At 72.9% G+C, this 14,456-nt stretch carries 12 protein-coding genes; 10 read left to right on the forward strand and 2 right to left on the reverse strand.

Annotated features, from left to right (window positions below; all coding sequences use genetic code 11):
* The first annotated feature begins 99 nt into the window (after window positions 1-99).
* The 7 genes from steA to ACQPY4_RS18545 all read left to right on the forward strand — a co-directional run bounded on the left by steA (window position 100) and on the right by ACQPY4_RS18545 (window position 9,610).
* Window positions 100-1,338: a putative cytokinetic ring protein SteA gene (steA, locus tag ACQPY4_RS18515; RefSeq protein ID WP_433337955.1), complete on the forward strand. Its 1,239-nt coding sequence runs from the start codon at window positions 100-102 to the stop codon at window positions 1,336-1,338.
* Window positions 1,335-2,294, forward strand: a complete 960-nt coding sequence (locus ACQPY4_RS18520; protein WP_433337957.1) for a copper transporter — start codon at window positions 1,335-1,337, stop codon at window positions 2,292-2,294. The genes steA and ACQPY4_RS18520 overlap by 4 nt, the downstream gene beginning before the upstream one ends.
* 4 nt (window positions 2,295-2,298) lie before the next feature.
* On the forward strand, window positions 2,299-3,216 hold the full coding sequence (locus tag ACQPY4_RS18525; protein WP_433337959.1) for a hypothetical protein: 918 nt from the start codon (window positions 2,299-2,301) through the stop codon (window positions 3,214-3,216).
* Window positions 3,217-3,355: 139 nt separating this feature from the next.
* The gene (gene murJ, locus ACQPY4_RS18530) at window positions 3,356-4,990 is read left to right on the forward strand and encodes a murein biosynthesis integral membrane protein MurJ (RefSeq protein WP_433337961.1); all 1,635 of its coding nucleotides are present in this window, start codon (window positions 3,356-3,358) and stop codon (window positions 4,988-4,990) included.
* A gap of 15 nt (window positions 4,991-5,005) precedes the next feature.
* Entirely contained in the window at window positions 5,006-6,196 is a 1,191-nt protein-coding gene (locus tag ACQPY4_RS18535; protein ID WP_433337963.1) for a glycosyltransferase family 4 protein, read from the forward strand.
* Between the two features lie 138 nt (window positions 6,197-6,334).
* Window positions 6,335-7,336 carry a TerC family protein gene (locus tag ACQPY4_RS18540; RefSeq protein ID WP_433337965.1) on the forward strand — a complete coding sequence of 334 codons (1,002 nt, stop codon included), beginning with the start codon at window positions 6,335-6,337 and terminating at the stop codon, window positions 7,334-7,336.
* A 75-nt stretch (window positions 7,337-7,411) separates the two neighbouring features.
* Window positions 7,412-9,610: an acyl-CoA dehydrogenase gene (locus tag ACQPY4_RS18545; protein WP_433337967.1), complete on the forward strand. Its 2,199-nt coding sequence runs from the start codon at window positions 7,412-7,414 to the stop codon at window positions 9,608-9,610.
* A 169-nt stretch (window positions 9,611-9,779) separates the two neighbouring features.
* Here the strand turns inward: ACQPY4_RS18545 and ACQPY4_RS18550 are convergent, their stop codons facing one another.
* Complete coding sequence (locus ACQPY4_RS18550) at window positions 9,780-10,142, reverse strand: hypothetical protein (protein ID WP_433337969.1); 363 nt, start codon at window positions 10,140-10,142, stop codon at window positions 9,780-9,782.
* A 140-nt stretch (window positions 10,143-10,282) separates the two neighbouring features.
* Between ACQPY4_RS18550 and ACQPY4_RS18555 the strand changes: the two genes are divergently transcribed.
* From ACQPY4_RS18555 to ACQPY4_RS18565, 3 genes are read left to right on the forward strand one after another with little or no spacing between them, the layout of a single operon-like run.
* Window positions 10,283-10,774, forward strand: a complete 492-nt coding sequence (locus tag ACQPY4_RS18555) for a hypothetical protein (RefSeq protein ID WP_433337971.1) — start codon at window positions 10,283-10,285, stop codon at window positions 10,772-10,774.
* Window positions 10,771-11,646: an AAA family ATPase gene (locus ACQPY4_RS18560; RefSeq protein ID WP_433337973.1), complete on the forward strand. Its 876-nt coding sequence runs from the start codon at window positions 10,771-10,773 to the stop codon at window positions 11,644-11,646. The genes ACQPY4_RS18555 and ACQPY4_RS18560 overlap by 4 nt, the downstream gene beginning before the upstream one ends.
* A gap of 5 nt (window positions 11,647-11,651) precedes the next feature.
* Window positions 11,652-13,043: a vWA domain-containing protein gene (locus ACQPY4_RS18565; protein WP_433337975.1), complete on the forward strand. Its 1,392-nt coding sequence runs from the start codon at window positions 11,652-11,654 to the stop codon at window positions 13,041-13,043.
* Between the two features lie 6 nt (window positions 13,044-13,049).
* Here ACQPY4_RS18565 and ACQPY4_RS18570 read toward each other — a convergent pair whose 3' ends face one another.
* Window positions 13,050-14,438: an MFS transporter gene (locus tag ACQPY4_RS18570; RefSeq protein ID WP_433337977.1), complete on the reverse strand. Its 1,389-nt coding sequence runs from the start codon at window positions 14,436-14,438 to the stop codon at window positions 13,050-13,052.
* Between the last annotated feature and the right edge of the window lie 18 nt (window positions 14,439-14,456).

The raw sequence follows: 14,456 nt of genomic DNA on the forward strand, positions 1-14,456 counted from the left end.
CAGCGAGGCCGTCTTGACCACAAAGAGTGGGCGAACGGACACGCCCCAACGATCGTCGTTACAGGTGTCGCCCCCCGCGCTCTGGCAGGATGTCAATCGATGAACGACCCGTCTCCCATCGCCGAACGGCGCGCGCGCCTCGCCCAGAAGCTGCCGCGCCGCGTGCTCGGGCTGGGACGGGGCGGGCAGGACGCCCGCGCGGGCGTGTCCGCGACGGCCCGGCTCGACCGCAGGACCAAGAACCTCACCAAGCGGCTCCAGCCCGGCGACATCGCGGTGATCGACCATGTCGACCTCGACCGGGTCAGCGCCGAGGCGCTGGTGTCGTGCGAGGTCGGCGCCGTGGTCAACGTCGCGCCGAGCATCTCGGGCCGCTATCCCAACCTGGGCCCGCAGATCCTGGTCGAGGCCGGGATCCCGCTGGTCGACGACGTCGGCCCGGAGATCTTCGCCAAGCTGGACGAGGGCGACCAGGTCAGGGTGGACGGCGCGGCCGTCCACCGGGGCGAGGAACTGGTCGCCAAGGGCTGCGAGCAGACGCCCGAGACCGTCGAGACGGCGCTGACCGAGGCCAAGGCGGGCCTGGCCCACCAACTTGAGGCGTTCGTCGCCAACACGATGGAGTACGTCAAGCGCGAGCGCGACCTGCTCATCGACGGCGTCGGTGTGCCCGAGGTGGAGACCAGGCTCGACGGGCGCCACGCGCTGATCGTCGTCCGCGGCTACCACTACCGCGAAGACATCGCCACGCTGCGCCCCTACATCCGCGAGTACCGTCCCGTGCTCATCGGCGTCGACGGCGGCGCCGACGCGCTGATGGAGGCGGGCTACCGTCCCGACATGATCGTCGGCGACATGGACTCGGTCTCCGACGCCGCGCTGACCTGCGGCGCCGAGATCGTCGTGCACGCCTACCGCGACGGGCGGGCGCCCGGGCTCAAGCGGGTGCACGAGCTCGGCCAGAAGGCCGTGACGTTCCCCGCCACCGCCACCAGCGAGGACATCGCGATGCTGCTCGCCGACGACAAGGGCGCCACGCTCATCGTCGCGGTCGGCACGCACGCCAACATGGTCGAGTTCCTCGACAAGGGCCGCGCCGGGATGGCCAGCACCTTCCTCACCCGCCTGCGGGTGGGCAGCAAGCTCGTCGACGCCAAGGGCGTGAGCCGCCTCTACCGCAGCCGCATCTCCACCTGGTCGCTGCTGTTCTTGGTACTCGGCGCCTTCATCGCCATGACCACCGCCGTGATCATGTCACCCGCGGGGGACGTTCTTCTTCCCCTGATGGCCGACCGCTGGCACGCCTTCCTCTTCTGGCTGACCGGACTCTTCACGTGATTGATTTCCGATACCACCTCGTCTCCATCGTCGCGATCTTCCTCGCGCTCGCCCTGGGCATCGTCCTCGGGTCGACGACGCTGTCGCAGTCGGTGACCAAGGGCCTGAGAGACGAGGCGAGGTCCGCGGCCAAGCGCAACACCGAGCTGCGCAACACCCAGACCGAGCTCAACAACCGCATCAAGGGCGAAGACCAGTTCTCCGGCGTCCTCGGGGCCCAGATGGTCGCCGAGCGGCTCAAGGGCCAGTCGGTGGTCTTCGTCGAGACGCCCGGCGCGAGCAACGACAGCATCGAGCAGCTGATCAAGCTGGTCGAGGCGCCCGGCGCCGGTGCGACGGTCACCGGCCGCGTCACCGTCCAGAAGAAGTTCCTGGACGACAACCAGGAGAGCACGGTCGACGAGCTGGCGTCCCAGCTCAAGCCCGGCGACCTGACCCTGCCCTCGGGCAGTGCCTACGCGCGCGCGGGCGCGGTGCTGGCCAGCGCCGTCGTCACCAAGGACGCCGCCAAGATCGGCCGGGAGGACGCCTCCGGCGACGCGATCCTCAACGGCTTCAAGCAGGCGGGTTACGTGACCACCAGCGGGAAGCCCGGCGGGCATGCGACACTCGCGGTCGTGATCGCCCCCTCCACCGCCTACTCCTACGAGGGTTCCGACACCGACAACAAGGCGCTGATCTCGCTGGCCACCGCGTTCGACGACGCGAGCCGCGGGACGGTGCTCGGCGGCCCGGTCGACGCCGCGGACGAGGGCGGGCTCATCCGCGCCCTGCGCGACTCCGACGACGAGAAGAAGGTGTCCGGCATCGACACGATGGACACCCCCTCCGGCCAGGTCGTGACGATCCTGGCGCTGCAGAACGAGCTGAGCCAGAAGTCGGGTCAGTACGGGCTGGGTTCGGGCGTGAACGGCTACCTGCCCTCCCCACCGCCCCCCGCGGGCAAGAACGGGTGAACCGATGAAGCGTGCCACCACCTCCCGCATGATCGTCGGCACGGCGCTGGGCGCCGTCGCCGCGCGCGCCGCCTACCAGGCGCTGACCCGCCGTCCCCCGGGCCTCCACGGCCAGACCGGCGAGGAGGTGTGGGGCCGCACCAACCACCGGGGCGAGTCCGTCACCCTCCTGGAGGGCCCCGCGTTCGTGGCGGGCGCCGCCGCGGGCGGCCTGCTCGCCCCGGGCCTGGACGCCCGGACGCGCGCCGCCGCCCTGCTCGCGGGCGTCGGCGCGGGCCTGCTCGGCGGCTACGACGACCTGGCCGGGACGACCTCGTCCCGCGGCTTCAAGGGCCATCTGAGCGCGCTGGCCCGCGGCGAGGTCACCAGCGGCGCCGTGAAGATCCTCGGCATCGGCGCGACCGGCCTGGCCGCGGCGGCCATCGCGGGGTCGCCCGCGCCCTCGCGCGCCGGACGCGCCTTCGACACGCTGGTCAACGGCGCGATCGTCGCGGCGGGCGCCAACCTGATGAACCTGTTCGACCTGCGTCCCGGACGCGCGATCAAGGTCGGGCTGATCACCGGCACCCCGCTCGCGCTGACCTCCTCGGGCGCCGCCGTCGTCGCCGCCCCGCTCGGCGCCGCGTCCGCGCTCCTGCCCGTCGACCTGGCCGAACGGGCCATGCTCGGCGACACCGGCTCCAACGCCCTGGGCGCCCTGCTCGGCCTGGCCGCCACCCGCCTGCCCCGAGTCCCGCGCCTGGCCGTCCTGTCGGGCCTCGTCGCCCTCAACGCCGCCAGCGAGTTCGTCAGCTTCACCAAGGTGATCAAACAGACCCCCGCCCTGGACTGGGTCGACATGCTGGGCCGCCGCCCCCTGCCCCCGCCCCCGGCCCCATCCGTCCCCACCGAGGCCGAACAGCCCACCACCACCTCATCCTGACCCCCGGGCCGCCCCACGAGCCCGCGGCACCTCGCCGCCGCCACCATCCCCAACCCCACCCCGACACCGTGCCCGCACCCACCACCACCCGCGCCCACACCACCGGCCCCGCTTCGTCCGCGGCCGTCGACGGTGAGCGGTGCGGGTTCGGGTTGTGATCGGGATGCGGCGGCTCTTGGGTGGGCTGGCGGGGGCCGCCGTGCTGATCGGGGCCATCACGGTCCTCTCGCGGCTGGCGGGGTTCGGGCGGACCTACGTGTTCTCGCAGACGGTGACGACGTCGTGTTTGAGCCAGGCGTATTTCACCGCCACGCAGATTCCGAGCATCGTCTACGAGATCGTGGCGGGCGGGGCGCTGGCCAGCATGGTCGTTCCGGTGCTGGCGGGGCCGGCCGAGCGGGGCGATCGAGAACAGGTGCGGCGGATCGCCTCGGCGCTGCTCACCTGGGTCGTGCTGGCGATGGTGCCGCTGTCGCTGGTGATGGCGCTGCTGTCGCGTCCGGTCATGGAGCTGCTTGTCGGGGACGACCTGCAGGGCTGCTCGCGGTCGGGCATCGTCACGGTCGGCGGGGACATGATGGCCGTGATGGCGCCGCAGATGGTGATGTACGGGGTGGCCGTGGTGCTCTACGGGCTGCTCCAGTCGTTCCGCCGGTTCGCGGCGCCCGCGCTGGCGCCGCTCATGTCGAGCCTGGTGGTGATCGGTGCCTACCTGGCGTTCGCGCCGCTGGGCGAGGGATACGAGAACGATCTGGCGGGGCTGCCGCGTTCGGCGGAGTTGACGCTGTCGATCGGGACGGCGCTCGGCGGTGTCGCGATGGCCGCGACGGCCGGGTTCGCCGCGTGGCGGCTGCGGCTGGGGCTGCGGCCCGCGCTGAGCTTTCCCGAGGGCGTCGCGCGGCGGGTGCGCAGGCTCGCGATCGCGGGGCTGGCCACGGTCGTGGCGCAGCAGGTGTCGGCGCTGCTGGTCGTCCGGCTGAGCTACGAGGGCACGTCGGGCGCGCTGGCCAACTACCAGTACGCGTGGGCGATCTACCTGCTGCCCTGGGCGATCCTCGCCGTGCCGATCGCCACCAGCGCGTTCCCGATGCTGTCGGCGCGGATGAGCGCGGGCGAGGACGCCGAGTTCGACCGGATCACCGCGTCGACGACCCGCGCGGTCGTGCTGGTCTCGTGCGCGGGCGCCGGGGCCCTGGCCGCCGTCGCGCCTCCGGTCGCCGCGTTGTTCAACCCGGGGCTTCCCGACCAGCAGGAGATCCTTGCGCGGGCCGTGCTCGCCTTCGCCCCCGGGTTGCTGGGGTACGGGCTGGTCGCTCATCTGAGCCGGGTCTTGTACGCGTGTCATCGGGGGAAGATGGGCGCCATCGCGGTGGTGGCGGGTTGGGTGCTGGTCATGGTCGCCGACCTGGTCCTGGTGGCGGTCGTCGACCGTCACTGGGTGGTGGCGGCGCTCGGGTTCGGGAACGCCGTGGGGATGACCCTGGCCGGTGTGTTGCTTTTGGTCACGCTGGTTCGTGCGCGGGGACGGGCGTCCGTGCGGGGGCTGGGCCGGGTTCTGGCCGCGGGGGTGATCGGCGGCGTCGCCGCCGGGGCCGCCGGGCATGCGGTGGCGGCCGCGTTCGGCGACGGCGGCCTCGGGAGGAACGCCGGGGCGGCGGTGCTGGCGGCGACGGCCGCCGGTGTGGTCTTTGTGGGGCTCGCCTTTCTGATCGACGGCCGCGACCTGCGTGCCGTGCTCAGCCGGAAGGTCGCCCCGGACGATGGGGCGTCGTGACGTGGAAGGTCGTTGATGATGTCTGACAAGTCGGGGCTCGATGGGCTTCGGGTGGCGTTGGTGCTGGGGACCAGCGCCGGGGGAGTGGGACGGCATGTGCGGTCGCTGGCCCGGGGGCTGGTCGCACGGGGGGCGCGGGTCGTGGTGTGCGGGCCCGCCGCCACCGAGGACCTGTTCGGGTTCGCGGCGGCGGGGGCGCGGTTCGCCGAGGTGGATCTGGCCGATCGGCCCCGGCCGGTGAGCGACGCGCGGGCCGTGGCGCGGTTGCGGAAGGTGCTCAAGGACGCGGACGTGGTGCACGCGCACGGCCTGCGGGCGGGGGCGCTGGCCGTGGCCGCGACGGCCGGGGTGGCGCCGGGGCCGCTGCGCTTGTCGCGGGGACGCGTCCCGCTGGTGGTGACGCTGCACAACGCCGTCATCACGGGCGGGAGGACGGCCGCCGTCTACGGCGCTCTGGAACGGGTCGTCGCGCGGGGGGCGGCCGCCGTGCTGGGCGTCTCGCCTGATCTTGAGGAGCGGATGCGCGAGCTGGGCGCGCGCCGGGTCGGCCACGCGCTGGTGCCGTCCCCCGCCTCGGCGGGGGAGCCCGGCCCGGACGTGCGCGCGGGCCTGCGGGCCGAGCTGGGCGCGGCGGACCGGCCGCTGATCCTCACCGTGGGACGGCTCGCCGAGCAGAAGGGGCTGCCGACCCTGCTGGACGCCTCCGAGGGGTGGGGAGGGCGCACGCCGCGTCCGCTGGTGGTGATCGTGGGCGACGGACCCCTGGAGGAGCGGCTCCGCGCGCGTGTCGACGCCGAGGACCTGCCGGTGCTTCTGACCGGGCGCAGGTCCGATGTCCCCGCGCTGCTCGCGGCGGCCGACATCGCGGTCGTGCCGAGCGTGTGGGAGGGGCAGCCGCTGATCGTCCAGGAGATCCTGCGGGCGGGACGTCCCCTCGTCGCCACCCGGGTGGGCGGCATCCCGGTGATGGTGGGCGAGGGCGACGCCGCGCTGCTCGTCCCGCCCAACGACGCGCAGGAGCTGGAGCGGGCCGTCGCGCGGGTGCTGGACGACCCGGCGCTGGCCGTCCGGCTCGGCGCGGCCGCCGCGCAGCGGGCGACCGCGCTGCCGACCGAGGACGAGGCCGTCGACGAACTCGGGGAGCTCTACCTCGATCTGAAAAAAGATCGTCCGGACGGGAACCGGGCTCCGGCGTCCCGCGTTTAAGAGAGTGAAAGTGGAGGGGAGTATCCCCGCGCGCTGATCTCGTCATTACGGCCGGTCCGAACCGGCTCGGGACAGCGGTCCGCACCGATTCGGGCGGGAGAGACCTCCGGCGTTCTACCGAGCCGGAGGTATCGCACGGTGACCGTGTCGCCCCTGGTGTGGCTCCTGACGATCGTCGGGATCCTCGCCGTCATCGCCGCCGACCTGTTCCTCATCCACCGCAACGACACCCGGGAGTTCACCCCCCGGCGCGCCGCCTTCTGGTCGGCGATCTACCTGGGCCTCGCCGTCGCCTTCGGGCTGGGCGTGTGGGCCTTCTCCGGCGGCGAGTACGCCGCCCAGTACTTCGGTGGCTTCGTCACCGAGAAGAGCCTGAGCGTCGACAACCTCTTCGTGTTCATGGTGATCCTCGCCAGGTTCGCGGTGCCCAAGCACTCCCAGCACACGGTCCTGATGGCCGGGATCGTCATCGCCCTGCTGCTGCGCGGCCTGTTCATCGCCGTCGGCGCCGCCGCCCTGGCGGCCTTCACCTGGATCTTCTTCATCTTCGGCGCCTTCCTGATCTGGACGGCCTACGGGCTGGTCCGCGGCGGCGACGAGGACGAGTTCAACGAGAACAGGCTGCTGCGCTGGGCCAAGCGCGTCCTGCCCACGACCGAGGACTACTCCGGCAACCGGCTGCTCACCCGCCGCGGCGGGCGGCTGATGGTCACCCCGCTGTTCATCGTCATGATCGCCATCGGCTCCACCGACGTGCTGTTCGCGCTCGACTCCATCCCGGCGATCTTCGGCCTCACGACCGAGCCCTACCTGGTCTTCACCGCCAACGCCTTCGCCCTGATGGGCCTGGTGCAGCTGTTCTTCCTGCTCGGCGGGCTCACCGACCGGCTGGTCTACCTCGGCCACGGGCTGGCGTTCATCCTCGGCTTCATCGGCGTCAAGCTGGTGCTGCACGCCCTGCACGAGTACGGCGTGGCCTGGGCGCCGGCGGTTCCGATCTGGCTGTCGCTGGCGGTCATCGCCGGGACGCTCGTCGCCACCACGGTCGCCAGCCTCACGATCGGACGCCGAAACAGCGACGCCGACCCGAAGAAGTCCGAAGATGTGGTCTCGCGCACACCGGAATCGGGGGATCTATGAGGGAGGGGTGCGACACCCCTAGGATCCGAATGCTGTTCTAGAATGGGTGTCAACAGGTCCCAGGGAGGGTGAAGCATGGCCATCGGGCTCACCGAGGAACACGAAGCGCTCGCCGAGTCGGTGCGAGGGTTCGCCGAGCGCAACATCCCGGCGACGGTCCTCCGCGCCGCTCTCGACGCGGACGAGGAGACCCGGCCCCCCTTCTGGACGGCCCTGGCCGACCAGGGCCTGCTGGGCCTGCACCTCGACGAGGAGCACGGCGGGCAGGGCTTCGGCCTGCTGGAACTGGCGGTGGTGATCGAGGAACTGGGCCGCGCGGCCGCGCCCGGCCCCTTCGTCCCCACCGTCCTGGCCGCGGCGGCGGTGAACGCCTCCAGCAACGCCAAGGCCCGCGCCGAGCTCCTCCCCGCCCTGGCCGAGGGCTCCTCGACCGCCGCGCTCGCCCTGTCCGCAAGCCTCACCGGCACCCGGGACGGCGACGCCCTGGTGGTCGAGGGCACCGCGGGCCACGTCCTCGGCGCCTCCCTGGCCGACGTCCTGGTCTTGCCGGTGAACGTCGGCGGCGACGCCGAGTGGGTGGCGATCGACGCCGCCGACCTGACCGTCACGCCCGTCGAGAGCCTCGACCGGGTGCGGCGCGTGGCCGGGGTCGAGGTGTCCGGGGTGGCGGTCGCCGCCGACCGGGTGCTGGACGGCCTCACCACCGCCCACGTCCGCGACCTGGCCGCCGCGCTGCTCGGCGCCGAGGCGGCCGGGCTGGCGGGCTGGCTGGTGACCACCGCGTCCGAGTACGCCAAGGTCCGCGAGCAGTTCGGCCGTCCCATCGGTCAGTTCCAGGGCGTCAAGCACAAGGCCGCCCGGATGCTGATCGCGCTTGAGCAGGCCCGCGCCGCCGTCTGGGACGCCGCCCGCGCCCTGGACGAGGGTTCCGACGACGTCGCGTTCGCCTCGGCGGTCGCGGCCGTCATCGCCCCCGACGCGGGCGTGAGCACCGCCCGCGACGCCATCCAGATCCTCGGCGGCATCGGCTTCACCTGGGAGCACGACGCCCACAACTACCTGCGCCGCGCGCTGACCCTGCGGGCGCTGCTCGGACCGGCCAAGGAGTGGGCGGCCACGATCGCCGGGCTGGCGCTGGACGGCGGCCGCCGCCCGATCGAGCTGGAGCTGGACGAGGACACCGAGCCGCTGCGCGAGCGCATCCGCGGCCAGGTGGCCGAGCTGGCGGCGCTCAAGGGCGACAAGGCCGCGCTGCACGCCAAGATGGGCGACGAGGGCTGGACCGTCCCGCACCTGCCCGAGCCGTACGGGCGCGGCGCCGGACCGGTCGAGCAGGTCCTGATCCAGCAGGAGCTGAAGGCCGCCAAGGTCAAGCCGCCCAACCTGGTGATCGGGGCGTGGCTGGTGCCGTCCCTGATCGCCTACGGCAACCAGGAGCAGAAGGAGCGGTTCCTGCGCCCGACGCTGCGCGGCGAGCTGGTCTGGTGCCAGCTGTTCAGCGAGCCCGGAGCCGGGTCCGACCTGGCCTCGCTGTCGATGAAGGCCGAGCGGGTCGAGGGCGGCTGGAAGCTCACCGGCCAGAAGATCTGGACGTCGGTCGCGCAGTTCGCCCAATGGGGCTTCTGCATCGCCAGGACCAACCCCGACGCGCCCAAGCACGACGGCATCACCTACTTCCTGGTCGACATGAAGGCCGAGGGCGTCGACGTGCGTCCGCTCAAGGAGCTGACCGGCGAGGCGATCTTCAACGAGGTGTTCCTGGACGGCGTGTTCGTCCCGGACGACTGCGTCGTCGGCGAGGTCGACAAGGGCTGGCAGGTCGCCCGCAACACCCTCAGCAACGAGCGCGTGTCGCTGTCGACCGGCGGCGGCCTCGGCATGGGCGTCCCCGAACTGCTCGACTTCTTCGCCGACCGCGAGCTCGGCCCGATCGCCACGGCCGAGGTCGGCGGGCTCGTCGCCCAGGGCCACTCCATCGACCTGCTGAGCCTGCGCACCACCCTCAAGCAGCTCAACGGGGTCGAGCCGGGCGCGGAGGCGAGCGTCCGCAAGCTGCTGGGCGTCCAGTTCAACCAGGACGTCGCCGACTACTGCTGGGCGGCCCAGGGCGAGACCGCCACCGTCGAGGTGCCGATGGCCGAGAGCGGCATCGTCGCCCGGGCCATGCTGTTCAGCCGCGCGATGACGATCTACGGCGGCACCACCGAGGTGCAGCTCAACATCATCGGCGAGCGCATGCTCGGCCTGCCCCGCGACCCCGAACCGGGAAAGTAGACCCTACGGCTGACGCGCGGCGAGCTCGTCTCGCCGCGCGGACGGCCCACGCGCGGCGGGCCGGTCCTCCCACGTGCGCGGTCGACGCGCGGTGGGCCGGTCTCTCCGGGCGCGGCGGGTGTCCTGCTGCGCGCATGGTCGGCGCGCGGCGGGGGCGTCTCCGCGTGCGTCAGCGGCGGGCGTTGGCGAACACGGCGTTGATCAGCACGATCCCGGCCCACACGATCAGGAGGCCGGGGAGGCCGGCGTTCACCACGCCGATCGCGCTGAGCGGGATCGCCGCGCCCATCGAGATGATCGCCAGGGCGAGCGTCGGGCCGCGGCCGGAACCCGGGGCGGCGGGCGGGCCGGGCGCACCCGCCGGGCGGGGCCTCGGCTGGTGGGCGTGCTGGGCGGCCAGCCGTGCCTCCCAGGTCTCCTCGATCCGGTCGACGACCGAGGCGACGAAGGCGTCGTCGTAGTCGGGGCCCAGTTCGCGGCGGGCGGCCACCGCGGCGTTCAGGTCATCGCGCGGAAGGCGTGGGTTCGTCATTCTTCGGTTATAAGCGCGTGACCGACCCGATGGCGTCCCTCCCGGGGAGGAAACCGCCGGTAGCCCCCAGGGATGAGGGCGATCAGAAGGCTACGCGCCGGTAAACTTGGCCGCCTCACCCGAGATCCACGGAGGTGCACGTGTCAGTGCGGGCCCGTTCCATCCTCGTCGCCGCCTGCACGGCGCTCGCGCTCTCCCTCACCGGCTGCGGGAGCGGCGACGACTCCGGTGACGAGCCCCAGGACGGCGCCGGGGCCTCCCCGCCCGGAGGGCAGGCGCCCGCCTCGCCCGATCCGTCGTCCGGGCTGAAGGACCTCCCGTCCGATCCGCCGTCCACGCTGCCGCGCGCGCCGAAGGTCAAGCCCGCCCAGGTCAAGTCGATCGTCGGTCGCTGGGTCGGCCCGGGCAAGGACTACTTCGTCTTCAAGTCCGACGGCACCGGCTCGTGGGTGAAGGCGTCCACGACGCTGTGGAGCGGGCAGGTCATCCCCGAGGGCAAGGACAAGTACCGCTTCTCCTGGCAGGGCGGCGACCCCAAGAGCGCGTCCTACTGGGGCGTCTCCCTCACCGACGGCGGCACCAAGCTGCTGTTCGCGGGCACCAACCAGAGCTACAGCAAGGCCAGGTCGTGAGCGCGGACGACCTGGCGTTCGGCTCGCCCGCCGACGTCGAGCGCGGCCTGGCCGAGGTCGGCTACCTGACCGACGAGGCCATCGCCACCACCGTCTACCTGGCCCAGACGCTCGGAAAGCCGCTGCTGGTCGAGGGGCCCGCCGGGGTCGGCAAGACCCAGCTGGCCAAGGCGGTCGCCGAGGCCAGCGGAGCCGAGCTGATCCGGCTCCAGTGCTACGAGGGCCTGGACGAGGCGCGCGCGCTCTACGAGTTCAACTACAAGAAGCAGCTGCTGGCCATCCAGGCGTCCTCGGGCGACCGGGCGTGGAGCGACACCCACGACGACATCTTCTCCGAGGAGTTCCTGCTCGAACGGCCGCTGCTGGCCGCCATCCGCCGCACCGGCCGGACGGTCCTGCTGATCGACGAGGCCGACAAGGCCGACGTCGAGGTCGAGGGCCTGCTCCTGGAGGTCCTGTCGGACTTCCAGATCACCATTCCCGAGCTCGGCACGGTCGCGGCCGTCCGCCGCCCGTTCGTCCTGATCACCTCCAACGCCGCCCGCGAGCTGTCGGAGGCCCTCAAGCGGCGCTGCCTCTATTTGCATCTGGACTACCCGGCGCCCGGACGCGAGCGCGACATCGTCCTGTCCCAGGTTCCCGGCATCGAGGCGGCGCTGGCCGAGCAGCTCGTCCGCACCGTCGGAACGCTCCGCGCCCTGGAGATCAAGAAGGCGCCGTCGGTCGCCGAGACCGTCGACTGGGCCCGCACCCTGCTCGCGCTCGGCCTGGACGAGCTGGACGAGCAGGCCGTCGCCCGCACGCTCGGCGTCGTCCTCAAGCACGTCTCCGACCAGGAGCGCGCCCGCAAGGAACTCGGCCTGCGGGGCTGATCGGCATGGGATCGCTGGTCGACCGGCACACCGGCTTCGTGGCGGCGCTGCGCGAGGCGGGCCTGCCGGTCTCGGTCGCCGAGGGGCTGGACGCCGTCCGCGCCCTGCAGCTCATCGACCTGGTCGAACGCGAGTCGCTGCGCGCCGCCTACGCCGCGACGCTGGTCAAGCGGCCCGCCCACCGTCCGGCCTTCGACACGCTGTTCGACCTGTGGTTCCCCTCGGCCCTGGGCGACGGCGCCGTCCGCGCCGAACGGACGCCGCCGCGCACCCTCGACGCCAAGGGCGACCCCGTCCCACCGCCGCTCGACCCGGCTGTCCAGGAACGCCGCCGGGAGCTCTTCGACCTGCTCCTGGACGGCGACGACGCGGGCCTCGGCCGCTTCGCCCGCACGGCCGTCACCGAATACGGGCAGGCCCCGGGGCAGGAGTCGTGGTTCTCGTCCGGCGTCCTGTCGGCGCTGTCGCCCGAGACGCTCATGGCCGGGCTGCTCAACGCGGTCCTGGCGGGACAGGAGCGCGGCGGCATGGCCGAGCGGGTCGCGCGTCAGAACCTGCGGTCGCGCGTCGACCGCTTCCGGGAGCTGGTCGCCACCGAGGTCCGCCGCCGCATCGCCGAGGACACCGGAGTCGAGCGCACCGCGCGCCTGGCCGTCCGCCCCCCGTTGGAGAAGCTCGACTTCAACCGGGCCGGACGCGCCGAGCTGGCCGCCCTGCGCCGCGAGGTCTACCCGCTGGCCCGGCGCCTGGCCACGCGGCTGGCCCAGAAGCACCGCCACGGGAACCGCGGCCGCCTGGACTTCCGCCGCACCGTCCGCGCGTCCCTGGCCAGCGGCGGCGTCCCGCTGACCACCCACCATCGGCCCCGGCGCCCGCACAAGCCCGAGCTGGTCATCCTGTGCGACGCCAGCGACTCTGTCTCCTCGTTCGCCCACTTCACGCTGCTGCTGACCTTCGCGCTGCGCGAGCAGTTCACCAAGGTCCGCGCGTTCGCGTTCATCGACGCCACCGATGAGATCACCAAGTACTTCGCGCCCGGCGTCGACGTCACCGACGCGATGGTCCGCCTCGCCGAGGAGGCCGACCTGGTCTGGATCACCGGCCGCAGCAACTACGGCAACGCCATCAAGGTCTTCGACGACCGGTACGGCGACGCCGTCACGTCCCGGACCTCGCTGCTGATCCTCGGCGACGCCCGCTCCAACTACGGCGAGCTGTCGCTCCCGATCCTCAGGCGACTGGCCTCCCGCGCCCGCCACGCCTACTGGCTCAATCCCGAACGCCGCGGCACCTGGGACACCGGTGACTCCGCCGCGTCCCGCTACGGCGAGATCGTCCCCATGCACGAGGTCCGCAACCTCGCCCAGCTGGCGGCCTTCGTCGAAGAGCTCGCCTGACCCCGGTCAGTCGCGCAGGAACGCGAACGCGGCGCCCGCCGCGGCCAGCACGGCCGAGACCACCAGCGCGATGTTGGTGCCGTGGGTGAGGACGTGCGCGGCGTCGCTCTGGCCCGCGCTGGTTCCCGTGGCGATCGCGCCGACCATCGCCACGCCCAGCGAGGCGCCGGTGTAGCGGGCGGTGTTGTTGGCGCCCGACCCCATGCTCGCCCGGTCCGACGGGACGCTCTCGACGGCGACCCGGGCGAGCATCGCGTTCGCCAGGCCGCTGCCCACGCCCGCGATCACCAGACCGGGGACCAGACGCCACCAGTGGTTCCCGGGGGCAAGGCCGAGCAGGGCGAGCTCGCCGACCGCGCTGAGCAGCAGGCCGACGCCGAGCAGCCGTCCCGCCGACAGCCGCGCGGGCAGGCGCCGCGCCTGCAGGGCCGCGACGAACGACAGGCCCGACCAGATCGCCAGCACCACCGACGCGGTGAACGCCGTCATGCCGAGCGCGACGTCCATGACGGTGACCAGGTAGCTCATCACGCCGATGACCGCGACGCCGGTGGTGAACGCGCCGACGATCGACAGCTGGAAGCCCGGCCGCCGGAACAGGGCCAGGTCGAGCAGCGGTTCGCGGCGGCGGGCCTCGACCGTCACGAACACGGCCAGCAGCACGGCGGCCGCCGCGAACAGGCCCAGCACCTCGGGACGTCCCCAGCCGGTGCGTCCCAGGGTGATCGCGGCGAGCAGCGCCGAGACCCCCAGGGCCAGCGTGAGGAGGCCGGGCAGATCGAGCCCGCGGCGGTGCTCGGCCCGCGACTCGGGCAGCGCGCGGGCGGCGGCGAGCGCCAGCGGGACGGACGCGGCGGCGGCCGTCCAGAACCATAGGCGCCAGCCGCCCACGGCGGTCAGGAACGCCGACGCGATCGGGCCGAGCGCGATGCCGAGGCCGAGCATGGCGCCCCAGATCCCGGTGCCCCGGGCCCGGGCGGCCGCGTCGGGGAACGCGTGCCCGATGATGCCCAGCCCGGTGGCCAGCAACGCCGCGCTCGCCGCGCCCTGCACGACACGCCCGAGGACGAAGACCGGCGCGTTCGGGGCCGCGCCGCACGCCAGGCTCGACACGACCAGGGCGACGGCCCCGATCACGAAGACCTTCTTGCGGCCGTGGTCGTCGGCCAGCGCGCCGACGGCCAGCAGCGCGGCCGCCAGGCCCAGGCTGATCGAGCTCATGACCCAGATCTGGGCCGTGGCGCCCGCGTGGACGCCCTTGGAGGTGTCGACCAGCGTCGCCAGCGGCGCGGTGTAGTTCATCAGCGCCAGCAGCGTGGCGGCGGCGGGCAGGGCGAGGGCGGCGCTGCCGCGCGCCGTCCGGTCTCCGGCGCGCGGGGTCGCCAGCGTCGTCATGCGCACTCCTGAGTTCAA

It is taken from the genome of Spirillospora sp. CA-294931 (genome assembly GCF_050946795.1).
Taxonomy (GTDB): Bacteria; Actinomycetota; Actinomycetes; order Streptosporangiales; family Streptosporangiaceae; genus Spirillospora.

Coding starts and splice junctions, on each gene's coding strand:
- steA (WP_433337955.1), top strand. CDS start 100: ATGAACGACCCGTCTCCCATCGCCGAACGGCGCGCGCGCCTCGCCCAG.
- ACQPY4_RS18525 (WP_433337959.1), top strand. CDS start 2,299: ATGAAGCGTGCCACCACCTCCCGCATGATCGTCGGCACGGCGCTGGGC.
- ACQPY4_RS18535 (WP_433337963.1), top strand. CDS start 5,006: ATGATGTCTGACAAGTCGGGGCTCGATGGGCTTCGGGTGGCGTTGGTG.
- ACQPY4_RS18545 (WP_433337967.1), top strand. CDS start 7,412: ATGGCCATCGGGCTCACCGAGGAACACGAAGCGCTCGCCGAGTCGGTG.
- ACQPY4_RS18550 (WP_433337969.1), bottom strand. CDS start 10,142: ATGACGAACCCACGCCTTCCGCGCGATGACCTGAACGCCGCGGTGGCC.
- ACQPY4_RS18565 (WP_433337975.1), top strand. CDS start 11,652: ATGGGATCGCTGGTCGACCGGCACACCGGCTTCGTGGCGGCGCTGCGC.
- ACQPY4_RS18570 (WP_433337977.1), bottom strand. CDS start 14,438: ATGACGACGCTGGCGACCCCGCGCGCCGGAGACCGGACGGCGCGCGGC.